Annotated in this window: 21 protein-coding genes and 1 riboswitch; of the genes, 7 read left to right on the plus strand and 14 right to left on the minus strand. The window is 59.1% G+C overall.

Features of this window, described 5'->3' with window-relative positions; genetic code table 11:
• Positions 1-51 precede the first annotated feature (51 nt).
• Positions 52-267, minus strand: coding sequence for a 30S ribosomal protein S21 (rpsU, locus tag ACWKXX_RS11670; protein ID WP_001144069.1), 216 nt, complete (start codon positions 265-267; stop codon positions 52-54).
• Positions 268-503: 236 nt separating this feature from the next.
• Here rpsU and tsaD point away from each other — a divergent pair, with 236 nt between their 5' ends.
• Positions 504-1,517, plus strand: a complete 1,014-nt coding sequence (gene tsaD / locus ACWKXX_RS11675; protein ID WP_015571911.1) for a tRNA (adenosine(37)-N6)-threonylcarbamoyltransferase complex transferase subunit TsaD — start codon at positions 504-506, stop codon at positions 1,515-1,517.
• A gap of 43 nt (positions 1,518-1,560) precedes the next feature.
• Here tsaD and ureG read toward each other — a convergent pair whose 3' ends face one another.
• The 10 genes from ureG to plsY form a co-directional block, all read right to left on the minus strand.
• Positions 1,561-2,178, minus strand: a complete 618-nt coding sequence (gene ureG / locus ACWKXX_RS11680; RefSeq protein WP_014071813.1) for an urease accessory protein UreG — start codon at positions 2,176-2,178, stop codon at positions 1,561-1,563.
• Positions 2,179-2,187: 9 nt separating this feature from the next.
• Entirely contained in the window at positions 2,188-2,862 is a 675-nt protein-coding gene (locus ACWKXX_RS11685; protein ID WP_063150860.1) for an urease accessory protein UreF, read from the minus strand.
• Positions 2,862-3,401, minus strand: a complete 540-nt coding sequence (locus tag ACWKXX_RS11690; RefSeq protein WP_015571909.1) for a HupE/UreJ family protein — start codon at positions 3,399-3,401, stop codon at positions 2,862-2,864. Before ACWKXX_RS11690 ends, ACWKXX_RS11685 begins: the two co-directional genes overlap by 1 nt.
• A 9-nt stretch (positions 3,402-3,410) precedes the next feature.
• Positions 3,411-3,875, minus strand: a complete 465-nt coding sequence (gene ureE / locus ACWKXX_RS11695; RefSeq protein ID WP_017384028.1) for an urease accessory protein UreE — start codon at positions 3,873-3,875, stop codon at positions 3,411-3,413.
• A gap of 9 nt (positions 3,876-3,884) precedes the next feature.
• Positions 3,885-5,588, minus strand: a complete 1,704-nt coding sequence (ureC, locus tag ACWKXX_RS11700; RefSeq protein WP_261665984.1) for an urease subunit alpha — start codon at positions 5,586-5,588, stop codon at positions 3,885-3,887.
• Positions 5,581-5,895 (minus strand): urease subunit beta, encoded by a 315-nt coding sequence (locus ACWKXX_RS11705; RefSeq protein ID WP_015571906.1) that lies wholly within the window; start codon positions 5,893-5,895, stop codon positions 5,581-5,583. Before ACWKXX_RS11705 ends, ureC begins: the two co-directional genes overlap by 8 nt.
• A 10-nt stretch (positions 5,896-5,905) precedes the next feature.
• On the minus strand, positions 5,906-6,208 hold the full coding sequence (locus tag ACWKXX_RS11710) for an urease subunit gamma (RefSeq protein ID WP_003862556.1): 303 nt from the start codon (positions 6,206-6,208) through the stop codon (positions 5,906-5,908).
• Between the two features lie 10 nt (positions 6,209-6,218).
• The gene (locus tag ACWKXX_RS11715) at positions 6,219-7,046 is read right to left on the minus strand and encodes an urease accessory protein UreD (RefSeq protein WP_032619000.1); all 828 of its coding nucleotides are present in this window, start codon (positions 7,044-7,046) and stop codon (positions 6,219-6,221) included.
• Between the two features lie 155 nt (positions 7,047-7,201).
• Positions 7,202-8,668 (minus strand): MFS transporter, encoded by a 1,467-nt coding sequence (locus ACWKXX_RS11720; RefSeq protein ID WP_063136560.1) that lies wholly within the window; start codon positions 8,666-8,668, stop codon positions 7,202-7,204.
• A 92-nt stretch (positions 8,669-8,760) separates the two neighbouring features.
• Positions 8,761-9,375 carry a glycerol-3-phosphate 1-O-acyltransferase PlsY gene (gene plsY, locus ACWKXX_RS11725; protein WP_261665985.1) on the minus strand — a complete coding sequence of 205 codons (615 nt, stop codon included), beginning with the start codon at positions 9,373-9,375 and terminating at the stop codon, positions 8,761-8,763.
• A 107-nt stretch (positions 9,376-9,482) separates the two neighbouring features.
• Between plsY and folB the strand changes: the two genes are divergently transcribed.
• Both folB and bacA read left to right on the plus strand, forming a co-directional pair.
• Entirely contained in the window at positions 9,483-9,851 is a 369-nt protein-coding gene (gene folB, locus ACWKXX_RS11730) for a bifunctional dihydroneopterin aldolase/7,8-dihydroneopterin epimerase (protein WP_015571902.1), read from the plus strand.
• Between the two features lie 106 nt (positions 9,852-9,957).
• The gene (bacA, locus tag ACWKXX_RS11735; RefSeq protein ID WP_003862545.1) at positions 9,958-10,779 is read left to right on the plus strand and encodes an undecaprenyl-diphosphate phosphatase; all 822 of its coding nucleotides are present in this window, start codon (positions 9,958-9,960) and stop codon (positions 10,777-10,779) included.
• A 13-nt stretch (positions 10,780-10,792) separates the two neighbouring features.
• Here the strand turns inward: bacA and ACWKXX_RS11740 are convergent, their stop codons facing one another.
• Together ACWKXX_RS11740 and ACWKXX_RS11745 are read right to left on the minus strand one after the other, a co-directional pair.
• Positions 10,793-12,034 carry a multifunctional CCA addition/repair protein gene (locus tag ACWKXX_RS11740; protein ID WP_017384033.1) on the minus strand — a complete coding sequence of 414 codons (1,242 nt, stop codon included), beginning with the start codon at positions 12,032-12,034 and terminating at the stop codon, positions 10,793-10,795.
• 60 nt (positions 12,035-12,094) lie between these two features.
• On the minus strand, positions 12,095-12,715 hold the full coding sequence (locus ACWKXX_RS11745; protein WP_001303390.1) for a TIGR04211 family SH3 domain-containing protein: 621 nt from the start codon (positions 12,713-12,715) through the stop codon (positions 12,095-12,097).
• Between the two features lie 237 nt (positions 12,716-12,952).
• Between ACWKXX_RS11745 and ACWKXX_RS11750 the strand changes: the two genes are divergently transcribed.
• Genes ACWKXX_RS11750 through hldE form a run of 3 tightly spaced genes read left to right on the plus strand, consistent with a single transcriptional unit; the run spans position 12,953 to position 18,602 of the window.
• The gene (locus ACWKXX_RS11750) at positions 12,953-14,254 is read left to right on the plus strand and encodes a CYTH domain-containing protein (protein WP_017384034.1); all 1,302 of its coding nucleotides are present in this window, start codon (positions 12,953-12,955) and stop codon (positions 14,252-14,254) included.
• Positions 14,255-14,275: 21 nt separating this feature from the next.
• Positions 14,276-17,131: a bifunctional [glutamate--ammonia ligase]-adenylyl-L-tyrosine phosphorylase/[glutamate--ammonia-ligase] adenylyltransferase gene (gene glnE / locus ACWKXX_RS11755; RefSeq protein ID WP_023304442.1), complete on the plus strand. Its 2,856-nt coding sequence runs from the start codon at positions 14,276-14,278 to the stop codon at positions 17,129-17,131.
• Between the two features lie 40 nt (positions 17,132-17,171).
• A complete protein-coding gene (hldE, locus tag ACWKXX_RS11760; protein ID WP_015571898.1) occupies positions 17,172-18,602 on the plus strand; it encodes a bifunctional D-glycero-beta-D-manno-heptose-7-phosphate kinase/D-glycero-beta-D-manno-heptose 1-phosphate adenylyltransferase HldE in 1,431 nt (476 codons plus the stop codon).
• A gap of 99 nt (positions 18,603-18,701) precedes the next feature.
• On the opposite strand, the gene ubiK is transcribed toward hldE, so the two are convergent.
• Positions 18,702-18,998 (minus strand): ubiquinone biosynthesis accessory factor UbiK, encoded by a 297-nt coding sequence (ubiK, locus tag ACWKXX_RS11765; protein WP_000566823.1) that lies wholly within the window; start codon positions 18,996-18,998, stop codon positions 18,702-18,704.
• 120 nt (positions 18,999-19,118) lie between these two features.
• Positions 19,119-19,269: riboswitch (FMN riboswitch) on the plus strand.
• A 105-nt stretch (positions 19,270-19,374) separates the two neighbouring features.
• On the opposite strand from ubiK, the gene ribB reads away from it, so the two are divergent.
• Positions 19,375-20,028: a 3,4-dihydroxy-2-butanone-4-phosphate synthase gene (ribB, locus tag ACWKXX_RS11770; RefSeq protein ID WP_015571897.1), complete on the plus strand. Its 654-nt coding sequence runs from the start codon at positions 19,375-19,377 to the stop codon at positions 20,026-20,028.
• Positions 20,029-20,061 lie beyond the last annotated feature (33 nt).

Consider the following 20,061-nt stretch of genomic DNA (forward strand, 5'->3'; position numbering starts at 1 on the left):
CCTTACGACTACAACTCTGTCTGTCAATTGAGGGCTGTGGCCCTCAACAGATTAGTACAGACGAGTACGGCGTGCGTTTTCGCGAGCCAGTTTCTTCGCGTGACGTTTCACAGCGGAAGCTTTAGCGCGCTTACGTTCGGTCGTTGGTTTTTCATAAAACTCACGACGACGAACTTCAGCCAGAACACCTGCTTTCTCGCATGAACGTTTGAAGCGACGCAGTGCTACGTCGAACGGCTCGTTTTCACGTACTTTAATTACCGGCATGTAACTCTCACCTTTAATAAATTCGGTTTGCCGCTGGCATCAACGCCAGCTTATTTCAAAATGGTGCGGAATTTTACTGCAAATGCTGCTGCTTTGTAAAGCACCGATGCGATTTTGAAAGGGACTTTAATAAGGGTGAGGAGTATACACGAGGCTTCTTCCTGGGGCGAACAAAGTTTTACAACAATCCGCCCAGGCTCTACACTGCGCGGTATTGAAACGAGGTAAAACAAGTCATGCGTGTACTGGGTATTGAAACATCCTGCGATGAAACCGGCATCGCGATTTACGACGACGAAAAAGGGCTTCTGGCCAACCAGCTGTATAGTCAGGTGAAATTGCACGCTGACTACGGCGGCGTCGTGCCTGAACTGGCCTCTCGTGACCACGTGCGTAAAACGGTTCCCCTGATTCAGGCGGCGCTTAAAGAGGCCGGGTTGAGTGCAAAAGATATTGATGCCGTGGCCTATACCGCAGGGCCGGGCCTGGTCGGCGCGCTGCTGGTCGGCGCAACGGTAGGGCGTTCGCTGGCCTTCGCGTGGGATGTTCCGGCCATTCCGGTTCACCATATGGAAGGGCACCTTCTGGCGCCGATGCTGGAAGACAATCCGCCAGAGTTCCCGTTTGTGGCGCTGCTGGTTTCCGGTGGGCATACCCAGCTGATTAGCGTAACGGGCATTGGCAAGTACGCGCTGCTGGGCGAGTCGATCGACGATGCTGCCGGTGAAGCCTTCGATAAAACCGCCAAGCTGCTGGGGCTGGATTACCCGGGTGGCCCGATGCTGTCGAAAATGGCGTCGCAGGGAACGGAAGGGCGCTTTGTCTTCCCGCGGCCGATGACCGACCGTCCGGGGCTGGATTTCAGCTTCTCTGGCCTGAAAACTTTTGCGGCCAATACTATCCGCAATAATGACGACAGTGAGCAGACCCGTGCCGATATCGCCCGTGCGTTCGAAGACGCGGTGGTGGATACGCTGATGATCAAGTGCAAGCGCGCGCTGGATCAGACCGGCTTTAAGCGCCTGGTGATGGCCGGTGGCGTCAGCGCTAACCGCACGCTGCGCGCGAAGCTTGCTGAGATGATGCAAAAGCGTCGCGGGGAAGTGTTCTATGCGCGTCCGGAGTTCTGTACCGATAACGGGGCGATGATCGCCTACGCCGGGATGGTGCGTCTGAACGCCGGCGCAACGGCTGACCTGAGCGTGTCTGTGCGTCCGCGCTGGCCGCTGGCGGAGCTGCCGGAGGCGTAACCCTCACCCTAACCCTCTCCCACAGGGAGAGGGGATCATGGCTCTACACCCGCAACATTCCTTTCTCTTCCAGAAACGCAATAATCGTCGCTAAACCGTCACCCGCTTTCAGGTTGGTAAAGGTCCACGGACGCTCGCCGCGCATGCGGTTAGTGTCGCGTTCCATGACCTCCAGCGACGCTCCCACGTACGGCGCGAGGTCGGTTTTGTTGATCACCAGAAAATCGGATTTAGTGATCCCCGGCCCGCCCTTGCGCGGGATTTTTTCCCCTTCGGCCACGTCGATGACGTAGATGGTGAGGTCCGCCAGCTCCGGGCTGAAGGTCGCGCTCAGGTTATCCCCGCCGCTTTCCACGAAGATCAGATCCAGATTGCCGAACTTCTCGCTCAACGCTTCCACCGCCGCCAGGTTCATTGAGGCATCTTCGCGGATGGCGGTATGCGGGCAGCCGCCCGTTTCCACCCCCACGATGCGCTCTGGCTCCAGCGCACCCGCCTCGGTCAGGATGCGCTGATCCTCTTTGGTGTAGATATCGTTGGTCACCACCGCCAGGTGATAGGTGTCGCGCATCGCCTTGCAGAGCGCTTCCAGCAGGGCGGTTTTGCCCGACCCTACCGGGCCGCCCACGCCAACGCGCAGGGGATGTTTGTAATCAGCCATGTTGACTCCTCAGGAACGGAATAGTCGTGAATATTGGGTTTCATGGCGCGCGGAGGCGATGGCCGACAGCGGCGTAGCGGCCCCCAGCGCGTCGTCGCCACGTAAAAATGCCTGTTCAAACCCGGCGGCAAAATGGTCGCTCAGGTCGATAATCAGCTGTTGTGCGGCCTGCTGCCCAAACGGTACCAGCTTGACGCCCGCCATCACCGCGCTCTCAATCCAGCTGTAGCCGAGGCTCAGCGCCAGCTCGCGCGCGCTAATGCCCCAGCGCACGCCGAGCCACGCCATGCCGCCGAGCTGGCTTCGCATCAACAGCGGCAGCCATTCTGGCGGGCAGGCGGGTTCCCAGCTTTTAATCAGGCGCGTAAAGGCCGCCCCACGGTTGCGTTCTTCATCGCGCAGCTCGCGCGTTTCCCGACAGGCGAGCAGGTATGCCGTCCAGCGTTTTACTGCCGCGACGTCCTGCTTCTCGCAGGCACAATACAGGCGGATAAACAGCGGCAGGTCGACGCAGAAAAAGCTCTGCTCCATCTGCTGGATCTGCCAGCGCCTGAAGGCCTCAGCGTCCGTGACCCACCCGGCCTCGACAGCCCACTCCAGCCCCTGCGACCAGGTAAACGATCCGACCGGCAGGCTACTGCTGGAGAGCTGCATCAGGCGCAGCCGCTGGCGGGCGTGCTCCATCAGCTCATCAGCGCCAGCAGGGCGGAGACGATCAGCCCGCCACCGAAGGTTTTACGCAGGCCGTCGTGACGGCGCAGCAGCAGCCCTGCCGCGAAGCTGGCACACAGCACCGTGGCGCTGGCTAACATAAACCCGCTGGTGAAGAGCCAGAAGCTGTGGCCGGACATCTCCACGCCGTGCGCCCAGCCGTGGAACATCGCCAGGGCTGGCACCGCCAGCAGCAGGCGATTTTCAGTCTTAAACATCATCACGCCGCAGACCGCCAGCGAGGCGATAATCAGCATCTCCATGCCGCTAAAGCCGCCGAGCAGGCTGCCCGCAACGGCACCAGCAAGCATCATGCCGAGCGTCGCTAACGGCAACAGCAGCTTGCGGCCGCTCAGGGCGGAGAGCACGCCAGCCCCCGTCAGCATCAGCAGGTGATCCAGCCCGGTCAGCGGATGGAGAAATCCGGCCTGGAAGCTGTCGGTCCCGTGGCCGGGATGGGCGAGCGCGGGAACGGAAAAAGCCAGCAGTAACAGCGGTAAGTACTTGCGCATGATGAGTCCTTAATGTGAATGAGCGTGAGAGTGGCTATGGCTGTGGGCATCGCTGGTGTAAGCGCCCGCTTCCGGTTCAAATGGCAGGCTGGCGAAGGTCACCTCCAGCCCGAACTGACGCAGCATATCGTCGAGGACGTGGTCGTGGTGGTAGCGCAGTTCGCCAGGCATTATTTGCAGCGGTACGTGACGATTGCCCAGGTGATAACAGGCGCGGGCGAGCAGGAACGGGTCGGCGCAGCGCACCACGGAAACCGACTCCGGGGCGGCGATCACTTCGATCACCTCGCTGCCATCGTCGGTAGTCAGCAGGTCGCCCCCGCGCAGCAGCAGGCCGCGCGGCAGCATTAGCCCGGCTTCGCGGCCGTCGTTCAGCGCCACGCGGGCGCGGCTTTTTACCCGCACATCAATCGGTAGCGTGACGCTGGCGGTAATCGGATGCGCATGGTCCAGGCGTTGGGTTAAATAGATCATCATGACTCCTCAAAACAGAAAATAGCGTTGCGCCATCGGCAAAACCTCTGCCGGTTCGCTGGTGATCAATTCGCCGTCGACGCGTACCTCATAGGTTTGCGCGTCAACGGTGATATTCGGCTGTAAATCGTTGTGGATCATGTCGGCCTTTTTCACCGACCGGCAGCCTCTCACCACCGCGGTGGCGCTTTGCAGTCCGAGCCGTTGCGGAATGCCGCTGGCATCAGCAGCCTGAGAGACAAACGTCAGCCGCGTGGCGTGGCGTGCGGCACCAAGGGCACCAAACATCGGGCGGTAATGTACCGGCTGCGGCGTGGGGATCGAGGCGTTGATGTCGCCCATCGGCGCGCAGGCGATCATCCCGCCTTTGACGATGGTGGCGGGTTTGACGCCAAAGAAGGCGGGGGACCAGACCACCAGATCCGCCAGCTTGCCCGCCTCAATAGAACCGACCTCATGGGCGATGCCGTGGGTCAGCGCCGGGTTGATGGTGTATTTGGCGACATAGCGCTTCACGCGGAAGTTATCGTTATCGCCGGTCTCTTCCGGCAGTGCGCCGCGCTGCACCTTCATGCGGTGCGCCACCTGCCAGGTGCGGATAATCACTTCCCCCACGCGGCCCATTGCCTGTGAATCTGACGAGGTGAGCGAGAACGCGCCGATATCGTGCAGCACGTCTTCGGCGGCGATGGTCTCCCGGCGAATGCGGGATTCGGCAAACGCCACGTCCTCGGCGATATCCGGGTCGAGGTGATGGCAAACCATCAGCATGTCCAGGTGCTCGTCGATGGTGTTGACCGTGTAGGGCAGCGTCGGGTTGGTGGAGGAGGGCAGAATATTCGGGTGCGCGCAGGCGGTGATGATATCCGGCGCATGGCCGCCGCCCGCCCCTTCGGTGTGGAAGGTGTGGATGGTGCGCCCGGCGATGGCGGCCAGCGTGTCTTCGACAAAACCGGACTCGTTCAGCGTGTCGCTGTGCAGCGCCACCTGAATATCCATCTCTTCAGCGACCTCCAGCGAACAGTTGATGGCCGCAGGCGTCGCGCCCCAGTCTTCGTGGATCTTAAGCCCGATGGCACCTGCCGCGATCTGCTCGCGCAGCGCGTCCGGGTTGGAGCCGTTCCCTTTACCCAGCAGGCCAATATTCACCGGTAGCGTATCGGCTGCCTGCAACATGCGGGCGATATACCACGGCCCCGATGTGCAGGTGGTGGCGTTTGTGCCTGCCGCAGGCCCGGTGCCGCCGCCGATCATGGTGGTGACGCCAGACACCAGCGCCTCTTCCGCCTGCTGCGGACAGATCCAGTGGATGTGGGTGTCGATCCCGCCGGCGGTGACAATCCTCCCTTCGGCGGCGATCACCTCCGTTGCCGCGCCAATCGGGATCGTCACGCCGGGCTGAATGTCCGGGTTTCCGGCTTTGCCGATGGCGAAGATCCGCCCATCTTTTACGCCGATATCCGCTTTCACGATCCCCCAGTGATCGACGATTAGCGCGTTGGTGAGCACCAGATCCACGCAGTCGTCGGCGGTCATCTGCCCCTGTCCCATACCGTCGCGGATCACTTTTCCGCCGCCGAATTTAACCTCTTCGCCGTAGATCGTGAGATCGTCTTCCACTTCGATCCACAGCTCGCTGTCGGCCAGCCGCACTTTATCCCCGGTAGTGGGGCCGAACATATCGGCATACGCCTGGCGTGAAATCTCAGCCATGTTTCACCTCGCCCATGACCTCGCCGCGAAAGCCGAAAATGCGCTGTGCGCCCGTCACCTGCACCAGCGTCACTTCCCGCTTCTGGCCGGGCTCGAAGCGCACGGCAGTGCCGGCCGGGATGTTCAGCCGGTAACCTCGGGTGGCTTCGCGATCGAACTTCAGCGCCGGGTTGACCTCGTAAAAGTGGTAGTGCGATCCGACCTGGATCGGCCTGTCGCCGTGGTTTTCCACGATCACACTTCGGGTTTCGCGCCCGACGTTGAGAGCAATGTTTCCGGACTGGATCCGGTATTCGCCTGGGATCATCACGCGCTCCTTACACGATCGGGTTGTGGACGGTGACGAGCTTGGATCCGTCCGGAAAGGTGGCTTCCACCTGGATATCCGGGATCATCTCCGGCACGCCTTCCATCACCTGATCGCGCGTCAGGACGTGGCGGCCGGCTTCCATCAGCGAGGCGACGGTTTCGCCATCGCGCGCGCCTTCCATAATAAAGGCGCTGATCAGCGCGACCGATTCCGGGTAGTTGAGCTTTACCCCGCGCGCGAGGCGGCGTTCGGCAACCAGCGCGGCGGTGAACAGCAACAGCTTGTCTTTTTCTCTGGGAGTCAGTTCCATAGCGTTTCTCTTATGTCTGCCAGATGCGCGGCGAACAGGCGGTTTTGGGAGTTAAAAGCGGGCGAAGCGACTGCCAGATATCGCGCATCACCCGCTGACAAATCAGGTTGTCGTGGGAGAGAAAACGCACCGACAGCAGATCGTCGGTGAGCGTCGCCCCGCCAACGTTTTCCAGCGGGGCGAGAAGCGCACGCACCGCGTCGAGAAGTGCTTCCCGGGCCGGATAGAACAGCAGCGTGCCGACCCACGGATGGTCCGCGACGGGCGTCAGATCGCCACCGCTGAGATGCAGTCGCTCAATCAGACGCGGCTCGCCATCCACCCACACCTCAAGGCGGTTCTCCAGCGTGCCGTGGCTGAAGGTTTCGTTTATCACCGGACGGCCCAGACAGTACAGCTCCCACGCCAGCAGCGTGCTGGTGGCGTGCAGGTGAAAGACGGAACGCAGCGCGGCGTTAGCGCCGGGGAAAATAATGGTGTCCTGCGGCAGCCACTCCAGCGTGGCCTCTTCGTCGAGGTAAAAATGCTGACTGAGGCAGGCCAGCGGGCCGTTGCTGCGATAGAACTTACTGGCGCCGGGCATGGTGATGAGGGCATGGCTTTTGGCGTCGAGCCGCACGGAAATATCCAGCGTATCTCCGCCCACAATTCCGCCTGGCGGGTGCAGCAGGTAAAGGTGGCAGGTTTCCCCTTCGGGATAAAACGGACGCTGAACGGTGAGCGGCCCGCTGTGACGCGCGGAATGGAGGAGGGTTTTCTCAGGGGTATGACAAAACTGGAGGGCAAGCGAGGCCTGCCAGCCTTTGTATGAATTATCAGTGACCTGAGTTGCTAACATGGTGCTTCCATTTCCACACTATCGGGGTACGTTTCAGTATGCCCTGGCGGAAATGAAGGCTGTCATATGAGTCGCTTATGGATAAAAAAACGGCTCATGTGAGCCGGTTTCAGTAATGTAGGCCGGGTAAGCGCAGCGCCACCCGGCAAGAAAGGCTACCGATAATCCTCTGCATCCACATCATACCCCGACGGCTCCCAGCGGATCGCCAGCAGCGACGCCAGACCGATAAACGGCGCCAGCGCAATCACCCAGAACACGGCGGTATCCAGCGAGGCGACCAGCAGCGGGAACAGAAACAGTGACAGCGTTGAACTGCTGCGCATCAGCGTCTGGTTAAGCCCCACGCCCACGCCGCGCAGCGAGGTCGGGTAGCTCAGGGAGGCAAACGTCATGGTATGCGCACCTGGACCAAAACCCTGACCAAACAGGAACAGCGCCAGCATCGCGACGGCGAACACGCCTTCCGTGGCCCCGTCAGGCCGGCCAATCAACGCCAGGCCGAGCAGTGCCGCAAGCTGGCACGCATAACCCGCCAGAGACATCCGCCATGCGCCGAAGCGCGGAACATAGCGCACCGCCAGCAGCCCGCCGACAAATGCGAACAGCAGGTTAAGCGCCAGCGAGATCAGAATGGTGGTCAGCATCGACTGCACAAAGAAGCTGGAGATGATCACCGGCAGGCCAAAGGCTACGGCGTTATAGGCGAACGAGGAGACCACTGACAGCAGCGTGGCGAGCGTGGTACGCCGCAGATAGATACCGCGGAACAGGTTCAGGTAGTTCGACCATTTTGCCTTGTTCACGACAGGCGCGGGCTGGTCGAGCGCATCCTGCGGTACGTGGGCATTAATATTGTAAGACTGCCGCAGGATGGACGCCGCCTCCTTCAGATTGCCCTGATTCGCCGCCCAGACCGGGGATTCGCTCATATAGCGGCTGCGGATGGCGATAATCACCAGCGCGGGCACCGCGCCAAAGCCAAGGATCAGACGCCAGAGCCAGTCGCTGTGGCTTTCCGGCAGCACGGCGTAAAAGAAGAGCACCAGAAGATAAGAGATGCTGATGGCCGCGTACCAGGTGGGGCACCACATTGCGACGCTGGAGGCTTTATTCCCCGGGCCTTTCAGCCTGGCGAACTCGCTGAGAAACGCCATCGCGACGGGAAGGTCGATCCCAACGCCAAGACCCATCACAAAGCGCGCGCCCGCCAGCACATATTCGTTAGGGGCCAGCGCACAGGCGATAGCGGCAACGACAAAGAACACCATGTCGGCCATAAAGACGCGGTAGCGCCCGATTTTATCCGTAAGATAGCCGCCGAGCAGCGCCCCGACAATCGCGCCAAAGGTAATCGCCGAGGCCACCATGCCGGTACCGGCGGGCGTCAGGTTAAATTCGCGGGTGATGTCTTTGATGCCGAATGCCAGCGCGCCGAGATCGTAGGCATCGAGGAAAATTCCCCCGAGTGCGATACCGATCACGATGCGGGCATTGGCCCGGCCCTGAGAGCCGTCATTAACGAGACGTGAAACGTCCGATGCGCTACGCACCCACTTGATGTCGCCATCCGGGGTATTTCCTGCCGTTGGAAGGGGAGTTGAATCTGTGATTTCTGCCATTTTCTTTTTGTGTGGTTGTGTTGTGTCTCTAACAGTTACCACAGGCAGAAGGTGACAAAAATCACATTTGGTTATAAGGCATAACGAACGGTTTACTGAGCGTCTTTCTTTTTACGCCTGAGCTTCGTCCAGATCTTCGTTTCCTTACGCCGCCACAGGCGCTGAATGTTGTCGTGGTGGCGCAACAGGATCAGACACGAGAGCATCGACACCGGGAAGGTAAACTGCGGTTTAAACCACCAGACATAAAACGGGGCGATCAGTGCGCTGACGATGGCGCCCAGCGACGAATAACCGCTCAGCAGGATGGTCAGCAGCCAGGTGCCCGCCATCACGCCGGTGAGATCCCAGCCGATCGGCGCAATCGCGCCAAACGCGGTGGCAACGCCTTTACCGCCTTTAAAACCAAAGAAAACGGGCCAGATGTGGCCGACGCAGGCGGCGATGGCAATCAGCCCCAGCCAGAAGGGTGTGACGCCGAGCGCATACGCGCCCCAGACGGGAAGCATTCCTTTCAGAACATCAAAAATCAAAACCGCTACGGCTGCTCCCTTGCCGCCAATTCGTAGTACATTGGTCGCCCCCGGATTCCCGGAACCACTTTCACGCGGGTCAGGCAACCCGGCGATGCGGCAGACCAGAATGGCGCTGGAGATTGAGCCGCAAAGGTAGGCGAGGATAATGATTCCAGGCGCGATTGCACTCATAACGCTGTTCCGTTTTGAAAATGTATCTGTATTCTCAGCATCTGTGGATAATACGCATAATTCGCCGGAAGTGGTATCCGGTTTAGCCAAAAAGCAGGCAGGTCGTGATGGATATTGTATTTATAGAGCAACTTTCGGTAATCACCACAATTGGTGTTTACGACTGGGAACAGACCATCGAGCAGAAACTGGTGTTCGATATCGAAATGGGCTGGGACAACCGCAAGTCAGCAAAAAGCGATGATGTGAATGACTGTCTGAGCTACGCCGACATCAGTGAAACGGTCATCGCCCATGTTGAAGGGCAACGTTTTGCGCTGGTAGAACGCGTGGCGGAAGAGGTAGCAGACCTGCTGCTGAGCAAATTTAACTCCCCATGGGTGCGCATTAAGCTAAGCAAGCCGGGAGCGGTGGCGCGCGCCGCCAATGTGGGCGTGATTATCGAGCGTGGCACAAATCTGAAAGGAAAGATTTAACGTCATAATAGCTAAACCATTTTAGGTTATATCGGTCTTAAAGCTGTATCTTTCACGGTTGTCCGCGTGGGACACCGTTTTTTTATATCTTTTTAGGGGTTTATAGATGAGCGATATGCACTCGCTGCTGGTGGCGGCAATACTGGGTGTGGTCGAAGGATTGACGGAGTTTTTGCCGGTGTCCAGTACGGGCCATATGATTATCGTTGGCCATCTCCTGGGCTTTGAAGGCGATACCGCAAAGACGTTTGAGGTGGTGATCCAGCTGGGCTCTATCCTGGCGGTGGTCGTGATGTTCTGGCGTCGTCTGTTTGGTCTGATCGGTATCCACTTCGGGCGTTTGCCGCAGCGTGAAGGAGAGGGCAAAGGGCGCCTGACGCTGATTCATATTCTGCTCGGGATGATCCCGGCGGTGGTGCTGGGGCTGGTGTTCCACGACACCATTAAATCGCTCTTCAACCCGATTAACGTGATGTACGCGCTGGTTGTCGGCGGCTTCCTGCTGATTGCCGCCGAAGTGCTGAAGCCAAAAACCCCGCGTGCGGAAGGTCTGGACGATATGACGTATCGCCAGGCGTTTATGATTGGCTGCTTCCAGTGTCTGGCGCTGTGGCCGGGCTTCTCCCGTTCAGGGGCAACCATTTCCGGCGGGATGCTGATGGGCGTGAGCCGTTACGCGGCGTCTGAGTTCTCGTTCCTGCTGGCGGTGCCGATGATGATGGGCGCCACCGCGCTGGATCTCTACAAAAGCATCGGCTTCCTGACCGTGGGCGACATTCCGATGTTCGCCGTGGGCTTTATCACCGCCTTTATTGTGGCGTTGATCGCCATCAAAACCTTCCTGCAACTGATTAAGCGTATTTCGTTTATTCCGTTCGCGATCTACCGCTTTATCGTCGCGGCTGCCGTGTACGTGGTCTTCTTCTGATGACCGACCGCCCTCAGTCTTTCGGCTGAGGGCAACGTTTTTCCTTCCACGCTGCAACCGCATCAATCCGCCGCTTCGTCAGCTCTTCGCGGATCGCCGGGCCTTTAAATCCTGCCTCCACCACCTCTTTCGTTGGCACCGCTTTCGCCACGTCCCACGCCTCACGCAGCAAACGTCCCTGCGGATAATCGGACGCTTCAAACCCGGTGCGGCCGCGCACGTCGGCTTCGCTGGTCAGCGCAATTTGCTCCACGCGCTGCGGTTTGCGCCAGGCGTCGATGTTATCAAACAGCCTGACGATGGTGGCGGGTTTCAGGATCGGGAAGGTGTGGATCAGGTCGTGAAACTCGGCGACCAGTTTTGCCAGATCGCGAATGTCATTCGGCACGCGCAGGCGCTGGCAAAGCCCTTCAACCAGCTTCACGCCAGCCGGACCGTGCCCGTGGTGGCGTGGCCACAACTCCTTTGGCGTTAACCCTTTGCCGAGGTCATGGCAGAGGGTAGAAAAGCGCACGTCCACCTCCGGGCTGAGCATGGCGGCCATGCTCAGCGTCATCAGGGTGTGAATGCCGGTATCAATTTCCGGGTGCCATTTCGCCGGGGCGGGCACGCCAAACAGCGCATCTATTTCCGGGAACAGCACTTTCAGCGCCCCGCAGTCGCGCAGAACCTGGAAAAAGACCTGCGGATTACGGGTAGTCAGGGCGTTTTCGGTCTCTTTCCAGACGCGTTCTGGCGTCAGGTGTTCCAGCTCGCCCGCGTCGGTCATGGCCGTCATCAGCGCCATCGTCTCGTCGGCGATGCGGAAGCTGAGATGGGCATAACGGGCGGCAAAACGCGCCACGCGCAGTACGCGTAACGGATCTTCAGAAAAGGCGGGGGAAATATGGCGTAAAAGACGGTCGCGCAGATCGTTCTGGCCGCCGTAGACGTCGATAATATGGCCTTTTTCGTCCTGCGCCAGGGCATTAATGGTGAGATCGCGGCGCAGTAAGTCCTGCTCCAGCGTCACATCCGGCGCGGCATAGCAGGTGAAGCCGGTATAACCGGAACCGGATTTCCGTTCGGTACGCGCCAGGGCGTACTCTTCCCGGCTTTTCGGATGGAGGAACACAGGAAAATCGCGGCCTACCTGCTGGTAGCCCGCGTCAATCATCGCTTCGGGCGTGGCACCGACCACGACCCAGTCTTTATCTTTGACCGGCAGACCTAATAACGCATCACGTACCGCACCACCGACCAGATAACTCTTCACGCCAACACTCCCGTTTTCTCTTTTCGCAAGATGATACGTAAGTGTGGCAGAGAAGACGAGTTAGTTCATCCAGCGGTCTTTACGTTTACGGCTCGGGATAAGGTGAGGAAGCACCAGACCCAGCACCAGACCGACGCCAAGCACCCCGCCGCCATACATAAACCACTGCATGATGATGGTGCGTTGTTTGTCATCCAGCTGTAGATTCGCGGCGTTCACTTTCTTCTGCGCGACGATGAGCTCATTTTTCAGCTTCTGATTTTCATCTTTCAGACCGGCGATCACGCTGTCGCTTTGCGCCACTTTCTGCTGCATCTCTGCGGTGCGCTGGTTCCAGGTGCCGTCAATGTTGTTCAGCTTATCGGTCAGGGTTTTCACCTGATTTTCCAGGTCCGGCACGCGGGTGCGCAGGCTTGGCACCGTGCTCAGCTCTTTCAGCGGGATCCATGAGGTGCGGCCAGAGCTGTCACGAACCTGACCGTAATTGGTGTCTGCATTGGTTTGCAGCAGAGTCACTTCCTCGCCGGCATTTACCGTACCCACGAGGCGATAATTGTCTCCAGGGCCGCTGCGTACCCAGGTATTCAGTTCATCAGAAACGTAACGTTTCTCTTCAGCGTGGACCGCGGTTGCGGCGCTAAAAGCGAGTAAAGTAAGTCCAATCAGGCGTAATTTAAGCATATCAGTCGTTATTTTCATAAAAAGTGGAACGATAGTAGTGGTATCAGTGTCGCTACGCAAAGGATTCATCATCAATCGGAATCATCTGTGTCATGATTTCCACCGCTTTAAACTTTTACGCCCGTCAAATTGCTCATTGCGTGGCAATTTGGCGCAAAATACTATGTACTGACAAACAAATGGCGAGGAAGTTCGCCTTCATCGACGCGTCTGTGACGCACGCAAAAGTACAAGGCTATGGCACAAGAGATCGAATTAAAGTTTATCGTCGAAAAAGACAGCGCTGACGCGCTCCGCCAGCATCTGAATACGCTGTCCGGCGAGCACCATGAACCCGTACAGCTGCTCAACATCTATTACGAAACGCCGGACAACTGGCTGCGCAACCACGATATGGGCCTGCGCATCCGGGGTGCGAACGGGCGCTACGAGATGACGATGAAAATCGCCGGTCGCGTGGTGGGCGGTTTGCACCAGCGTCCGGAATACAATATCGACATCAGTAAGCCAGAACTTGAGCTGGATCGTTTTCCGGCGGAAGTGTGGCCGGAAGGAACGCTGCCCGCAACGCTGTCGGCAGAGGCGCAACCGCTGTTCAGCACCGATTTCTGGCGCGAAAAATGGCTGGTGACGGAAGGCAAGAGCCGCATTGAGATCGCGTTTGATCGGGGTGAAATTAAGGCGGGTGAAGAGCAGGAGCCGATCTGCGAATTGGAACTCGAACTGCTGGAAGGCGAGGCGAGCGACGTGCTGAAGCTGGCGCACAAGCTGGTGAACCAGCCTGGCCTGCGTCAGGGCAGCCTGAGTAAAGCGGCACGCGGCTATCACCTGGCCGCCGGGAATGCGCCGCGCGTGCTGCGAGAAACCCCGATTCTGCGCGTTGTGCCGAAAGCCTCCGTTGAGCAGGGCATGGAAGCGGCGCTGGAGCTGGCGCTCTCTCAGTGGCAGTACCACGAGGAGCTGTGGGCGCGTAACGTGAAAAATGCCAAAAAACAGGTGCTGGCCGCTATGGGGCTGGTGCGTCATACCCTGACGCTCTTTGGCGGCATTGTACCGCGTAAAGCCAGCACTCACTTACGTGATTTGCTCACTCAAACCGAAACGCTGATGCTTTCCGACGTGTCGGCACAAACGGCGATCTACAGCCCGCAAAACGCCGGCGCGAAACTGGCGCTGACCGAGTTTCTGGTGACGCGCGGCTGGCGCACGTTCCTCGATGCGAAAGGGCAGACCAAAATCGCGGAAAACTTCAAACGTTTTGCGGATATCCACCTCTCCCGTCACGCGGCCGAGCTGAGAACCACCTTTGCGCATCCGCTGGGCGACCAGTATGGCGATCAGCTTCCCCGCCTGGCGCGTAACATCGACAGCATGTTGCTGCTGTCAGGTGCGTATGAGGGCGTGAAGGCGCAGGCCTGGCTGGAGAACTGGCAGGGGCTGAAGCATGCCATAGAGACCCGTCAGCAGATCGAAATCGAGCATTTCCGCAACGAGGCCATTTCGCAGGATCCGTACTGGCTGCACAGCGGAAAACGTTAATTCTGGCAAGGAACCCCTGATATGCCGCTTTCTTCGCAGTTACAGCAGCACTGGCAGACCGTTTGCGAACGCCTGCCTGAGTCGTTACCCGCGTCATCGTTAAGCGAGCAGGCGAAAAGCGTGCTCACGTTCAGTGATTTTGTGCAGGAGAGCGTCAGCGCCAACCCGGACTGGCTGGCAGAGCTGGAAAGCGCGCCGCCGCAGGCTGACGAGTGGCGGCATTATGCTGGCTGGCTGCAAACCGCGCTGGCAGAGGTGGCAGACGAAGCCACGCTGATGCGCGTACTGCGTCAGTTCCGCCGCCGGGTGATGGTACGCATTGCCTGGGCGCAGGCGCTGGAGCTGGTGAGCGAAGAGAGTACCTTGCAGCAGTTGAGCGAGCTGGCGCAGACGTTGATTGTCGCCGCGCGGGACTGGCTCTACGCCGCCTGCTGTAAAGAGTGGGGCACGCCGTGCAGCGAAGACGGGGTTCCGCAACCGCTGTTGATTCTGGGGATGGGCAAGCTGGGCGGCTGCGAGCTCAATTTCTCCTCAGACATCGATCTGATTTTTGCCTGGCCGGAGAACGGCTCCACGCGCGGCGGTCGTCGCGAGCTGGACAACGCCCAGTTCTTTACTCGCCTGGGGCAGCGGCTGATTAAGGCACTGGATCAGCCCACCCAGGATGGTTTTGTCTACCGCGTGGATATGCGTTTGCGTCCGTTTGGCGACAGCGGTCCGCTGGTGCTGAGCTTTGCCGCGCTGGAAGATTATTACCAGGAGCAGGGTCGCGACTGGGAGCGTTACGCGATGGTCAAAGCGCGGATCATGGGTGACAGCGACGATGCCTGGGCCAACGAGCTGCGCGCCATGCTGCGCCCGTTTGTGTTCCGCCGCTACATCGACTTCAGCGTGATCCAGTCCCTGCGAAATATGAAAGGGATGATTGCCCGCGAGGTGCGTCGCCGTGGCCTGAAAGACAACATCAAGCTCGGCGCGGGCGGTATTCGTGAGATCGAATTTATCGTCCAGGTCTTCCAGCTAATACGCGGCGGGCGTGAACCTTCTCTGCAATCCCGCTCGCTGCTGCCGACCCTGAGCGCTATCGAACAGCTGCATCTGCTGCCGGAAGGCGATGCGCAAACGCTGCGTGACTCTTATCTCTTCCTGCGTCGTCTGGAAAATTTGCTGCAAAGTATCAACGACGAACAGACCCAGACGTTACCGGGCGACGAGCTGAACCGGGCGCGTCTGGCCTGGGGGATGCGGGTGGATGACTGGGCGGCGCTGACGGAACGGCTGGAAGCGCATATGGCGGGCGTGCGCCGCATCTTTAACGATCTGATCGGCGACGACGAAAGTGAATCGCAGGACGATGCGCTCTCCGAGCACTGGCGCGAGCTGTGGCAGGACGCGCTCCAGGAAGATGACACCACGCCGGTGCTGGCGCACTTAAGCGACGATGCCCGCCATCGCGTGGTGGCGCTGATTGCCGATTTCCGCTTCGAACTGAACAAACGCGCCATTGGCCCGCGCGGTCGTCAGGTGCTGGATCATCTGATGCCGCATCTGCTGAGCGATGTCTGCTCCCGCGAGGATGCGCCGGTGCCGCTGTCGCGCATGATGCCGCTGCTGAGCGGGATCGTCACGCGTACCACTTACCTTGAGCTGTTAAGCGAGTTTCCCGGCGCGCTGAAGCACCTGATTTCCCTCTGCGCCGCCTCGCCGATGGTGGCGAACAAGCTGGCGCGTTATCCGCTGCTGCTGGACGAACTGCTCGACCCGAATACGCTGTATCAGCCTACGGCGACGGATGCCTACCGCGACGAGCTGCGTCAGTATCTGCTGCGCGTACCGGAAGAGGACGAAGAGCAACAGCTTGAGGCGCTGCGTCAGTTTAAGCAGGCGCAGATGCTGCGCGTGGCGGCGGCAGATATCGCCGGTACCCTGCCGGTAATGAAAGTGAGCGATCACTTAACCTGGCTGGCGGAAGCGATCATCGACGCGGTTGTCCATCAGGCGTGGGTGCAGATGGTGGCCCGCTACGGGCAGCCGAAACACCTTGCAGAGCGCGAAGGCCGCGGTTTTGCGGTGGTGGGTTACGGCAAGCTGGGCGGCTGGGAGCTGGGCTACAGCTCCGATCTGGATCTGATTTTCCTCCACGACTGTCCGGCAGACGTCATGACCGACGGCGAACGTGAGATTGACGGGCGGCAGTTCTACCTGCGTCTGGCCCAGCGCATTATGCACCTGTTCAGCACCCGCACCTCATCCGGCATTCTGTATGAAGTGGATGCGCGTCTGCGCCCGTCCGGCGCGGCAGGCATGCTGGTCACCTCGACGGAGGCTTTCGCCGACTATCAGAAGAACGAAGCCTGGACGTGGGAGCATCAGGCGCTGGTGCGCGCCCGCGTGGTATACGGCGATCCGCAGCTCAAAACGCAGTTCGATGCGATCCGCAAGGCGGTCATGACGACCCCGCGCGAGGGCAGTACGCTGCAAACCGAAGTGCGGGAAATGCGGGAGAAGATGCGCGCGCACCTTGGCAACAAACATCGCGATCGCTTTGATATTAAAGCCGATGAAGGCGGCATTACCGATATCGAGTTTATCACTCAGTACCTGGTGCTGCTGCACGCGCACGATAAGCCGAAGCTGACCCGCTGGTCGGATAACGTGCGCATACTGGAACTGCTGGCGCAGAACGACATTATGGATGAGCAGGAGGCGCAGGCATTAACCCGCGCCTACACCACGCTGCGTGATGAGTTGCACCATCTGGCCTTACAGGAACAGCCGGGCCATGTGGCGCTGGACTGTTTCGCCGATGAACGCGCGCAGGTGACCACAAGCTGGCAGAAGTGGCTGGTGGAACCGTGCGTAACAAAACAAGTGTGATATTATCGCGCGCAAATTGTGAATCTTTCTGGAGTCAGGAATGAAAGTAACACTGCCAGAGTTTGAACGTGCTGGAGTTATGGTTGTCGGTGATGTGATGCTGGATCGCTACTGGTATGGGCCGACCAGCCGTATCTCTCCGGAAGCGCCGGTGCCGGTAGTTAAGGTCGACACCATTGAAGAGCGTCCAGGCGGCGCGGCAAACGTGGCGATGAACATAGCCTCGCTGGGCGCGCATTCGCGTCTGGTGGGCCTGACCGGCATTGACGATGCGGCGCGCGCCCTGAGTCAGTCGCTGGCGGACGTGAACGTGAAGTGCGACTTCGTTTCTGTTCCGACCCACCCAACCATCACCAAGCTGCGCGTCCTGTCGCGTAACCAGCAGCTGATCCGCCTCGATTTCGAAGAAGGATTCGAAGGCGTTGATCCTGAGCCGCTGCACGAGCGTATTAGCCAGGCGCTGGGCAATATCGGCGCGCTGGTGCTGTCTGATTATGCCAAAGGCGCGCTGGCGAGCGTGCAGACCATGATCCAGCTGGCGCGTAAAGCCAGCGTACCGGTGCTGATCGATCCGAAAGGCACCGATTTTGAGCGCTATCGCGGCGCAACCCTGCTGACGCCAAACCTCTCTGAATTCGAAGCGGTGGCGGGCAAGTGCAAAACTGAAGAAGAGCTGGTTGAGCGCGGCATGAAAATCATCGCTGATTTCGAGCTGTCTGCGCTGCTGGTGACCCGTTCCGAGCAGGGCATGACGCTGCTGCAACCGGGCAAGGCGCCGCTGCATATGCCAACCCAGGCGCAGGAAGTGTACGACGTGACCGGTGCCGGTGATACGGTGATTGGCGTGCTGGCGGCGACGCTGGCGGCGGGTAACTCCCTGGAAGAAGCATGCTACTTCGCGAACGCCGCGGCGGGCGTGGTCGTTGGTAAACTCGGGACCTCCACCGTTTCGCCAATCGAGCTGGAAAACGCGGTGCGTGGGCGTGCGGATACCGGCTTTGGCGTCATGACCGAAGACGAGCTGAAAGTGGCCGTTGCTGCCGCGCGCAAACGCGGTGAAAAAGTAGTGATGACTAACGGTGTGTTCGACATCCTGCATGCGGGTCATGTCTCGTATCTGGCGAATGCGCGCAAGCTGGGCGATCGTCTGATTGTGGCGGTCAACAGCGATGCCTCAACCAAACGTCTGAAGGGTGAAACGCGTCCGGTGAACCCGCTGGAGCAGCGTATGATCGTGCTCGGCGCGCTGGAAGCGGTGGACTGGGTGGTCTCATTTGAAGAAGACACCCCGCAGCGCCTGATTGCCGGAATTCTGCCTGACCTGCTGGTGAAGGGCGGTGATTACAAACCAGAGCAAATCGCAGGTAGCGAAGAGGTCTGGGCAAATGGTGGTGAAGTGATGGTGCTCAACTTTGAGGACGGGTGTTCAACCACCAACATCATTAAGAAGATCCAGAAAGACAGTCAGTAAAAAACGGGCCAACAGGCCCGTTTTTTTATGTCGGGTGGCGGCTGCGCCTTACCCGACCTACGCGTTCATGTAGCCGCCACCGGGCACAGCAGGCCGCACTTATGCCTGGTCATCCACCGGTGGAATAGCTGGCGCTGGCTTCACTTCTTCCGGCGCATTGCGGCTCTCCAGCTCGCTCAGACGCTGTTCCAGCAGCGCCAGTTTCTCGCGGGTGCGCAGCAGCACCTGAGTCTGCACATCAAACTCTTCGCGGCTGACTAAATCAAGGCGAACCAACTGTGCCTGCAACGTCTGGCGGATTTTCTTCTCAACGTCATCACCAAACTCACGAATACCTTTCGGCATGGACTCATGAACCTGACGCGCGATCTGCTCAATTTTCTTTGGGTCAATCATTGTCGTTTCCCTTGATGAAAAGGTGTTAGTGCCTATTGTAGCGCGTCATGCCGTGGGTTAAACAAAATTGTTTGAAGCTTATGCATTGCCCAGGGTAATCAATAGCGTTATAGTTATCTCGCTTATTCTCAGGGCGGGGCGAAATTCCCCACCGGCGGTAAATCAGCTTAACGCTGAAAGCCCGCGAGCGCTTTGGGTGAATTCTCAAAGGTCAGCAGATCCGGTGTAATTCCGGGGCCGACGGTTAGAGTCCGGATGGGAGAGAGTAACGATCCAGTCGGGCATGGCCCGCTCACGTTATTTTTTTGCCGCTAGTACGGCGCTCCTAAGACTGCCCTGATTCTGGTAACCATAAAGTTAATGAGGTTTTTTTACCATGAATCAGACGCTACTTTCCTCTTTTGGCACTTCAACTCAACGTGTTGAACATGCACTGGATGCACTGCGCGAAGGCCGCGGTGTGATGGTGCTTGATGATGAAAACCGTGAAAACGAAGGCGACATGATTTTTGCCGCCGAGAACATGACCGTTGAGCAGATGGCGCTGACCATCCGTCACGGTAGCGGCATCGTATGCCTGTGCATCACCGAAGACCGTCGCAAGCAGCTTGATCTGCCGATGATGGTTGAAAACAACACCAGCGCCTTTGGTACCGGCTTCACCGTGACCATTGAAGCAGCGCATGGCGTAACCACCGGTGTGTCGGCGGCTGACCGCCTGACTACCGTGCGTGCAGCGATTGCTGATGGTGCGAAACCATCCGATCTGCACCGCCCTGGTCACGTCTTCCCGCTGCGCGCGCAGCCGGGCGGCGTGCTGACCCGTGGTGGTCATACCGAAGCGACCATCGATCTGGTGACGCTGGCTGGCTTCAAACCCGCAGGCGTGCTGTGCGAACTGACCAACGATGATGGCACCATGGCGCGCGCGCCGGAGTGCATCACCTTTGCGCGTCTGCACAATATGCCAGTGGTGACGATTGAAGATCTGGTTGAGTACCGCCGCGCGCACGAGCGCAAAGCCAGCTGAACATGCTGATGTGAAAAAGCCGGGGAAACCCGG

This window comes from Enterobacter sp. UPMP2061 (assembly GCF_053709615.1).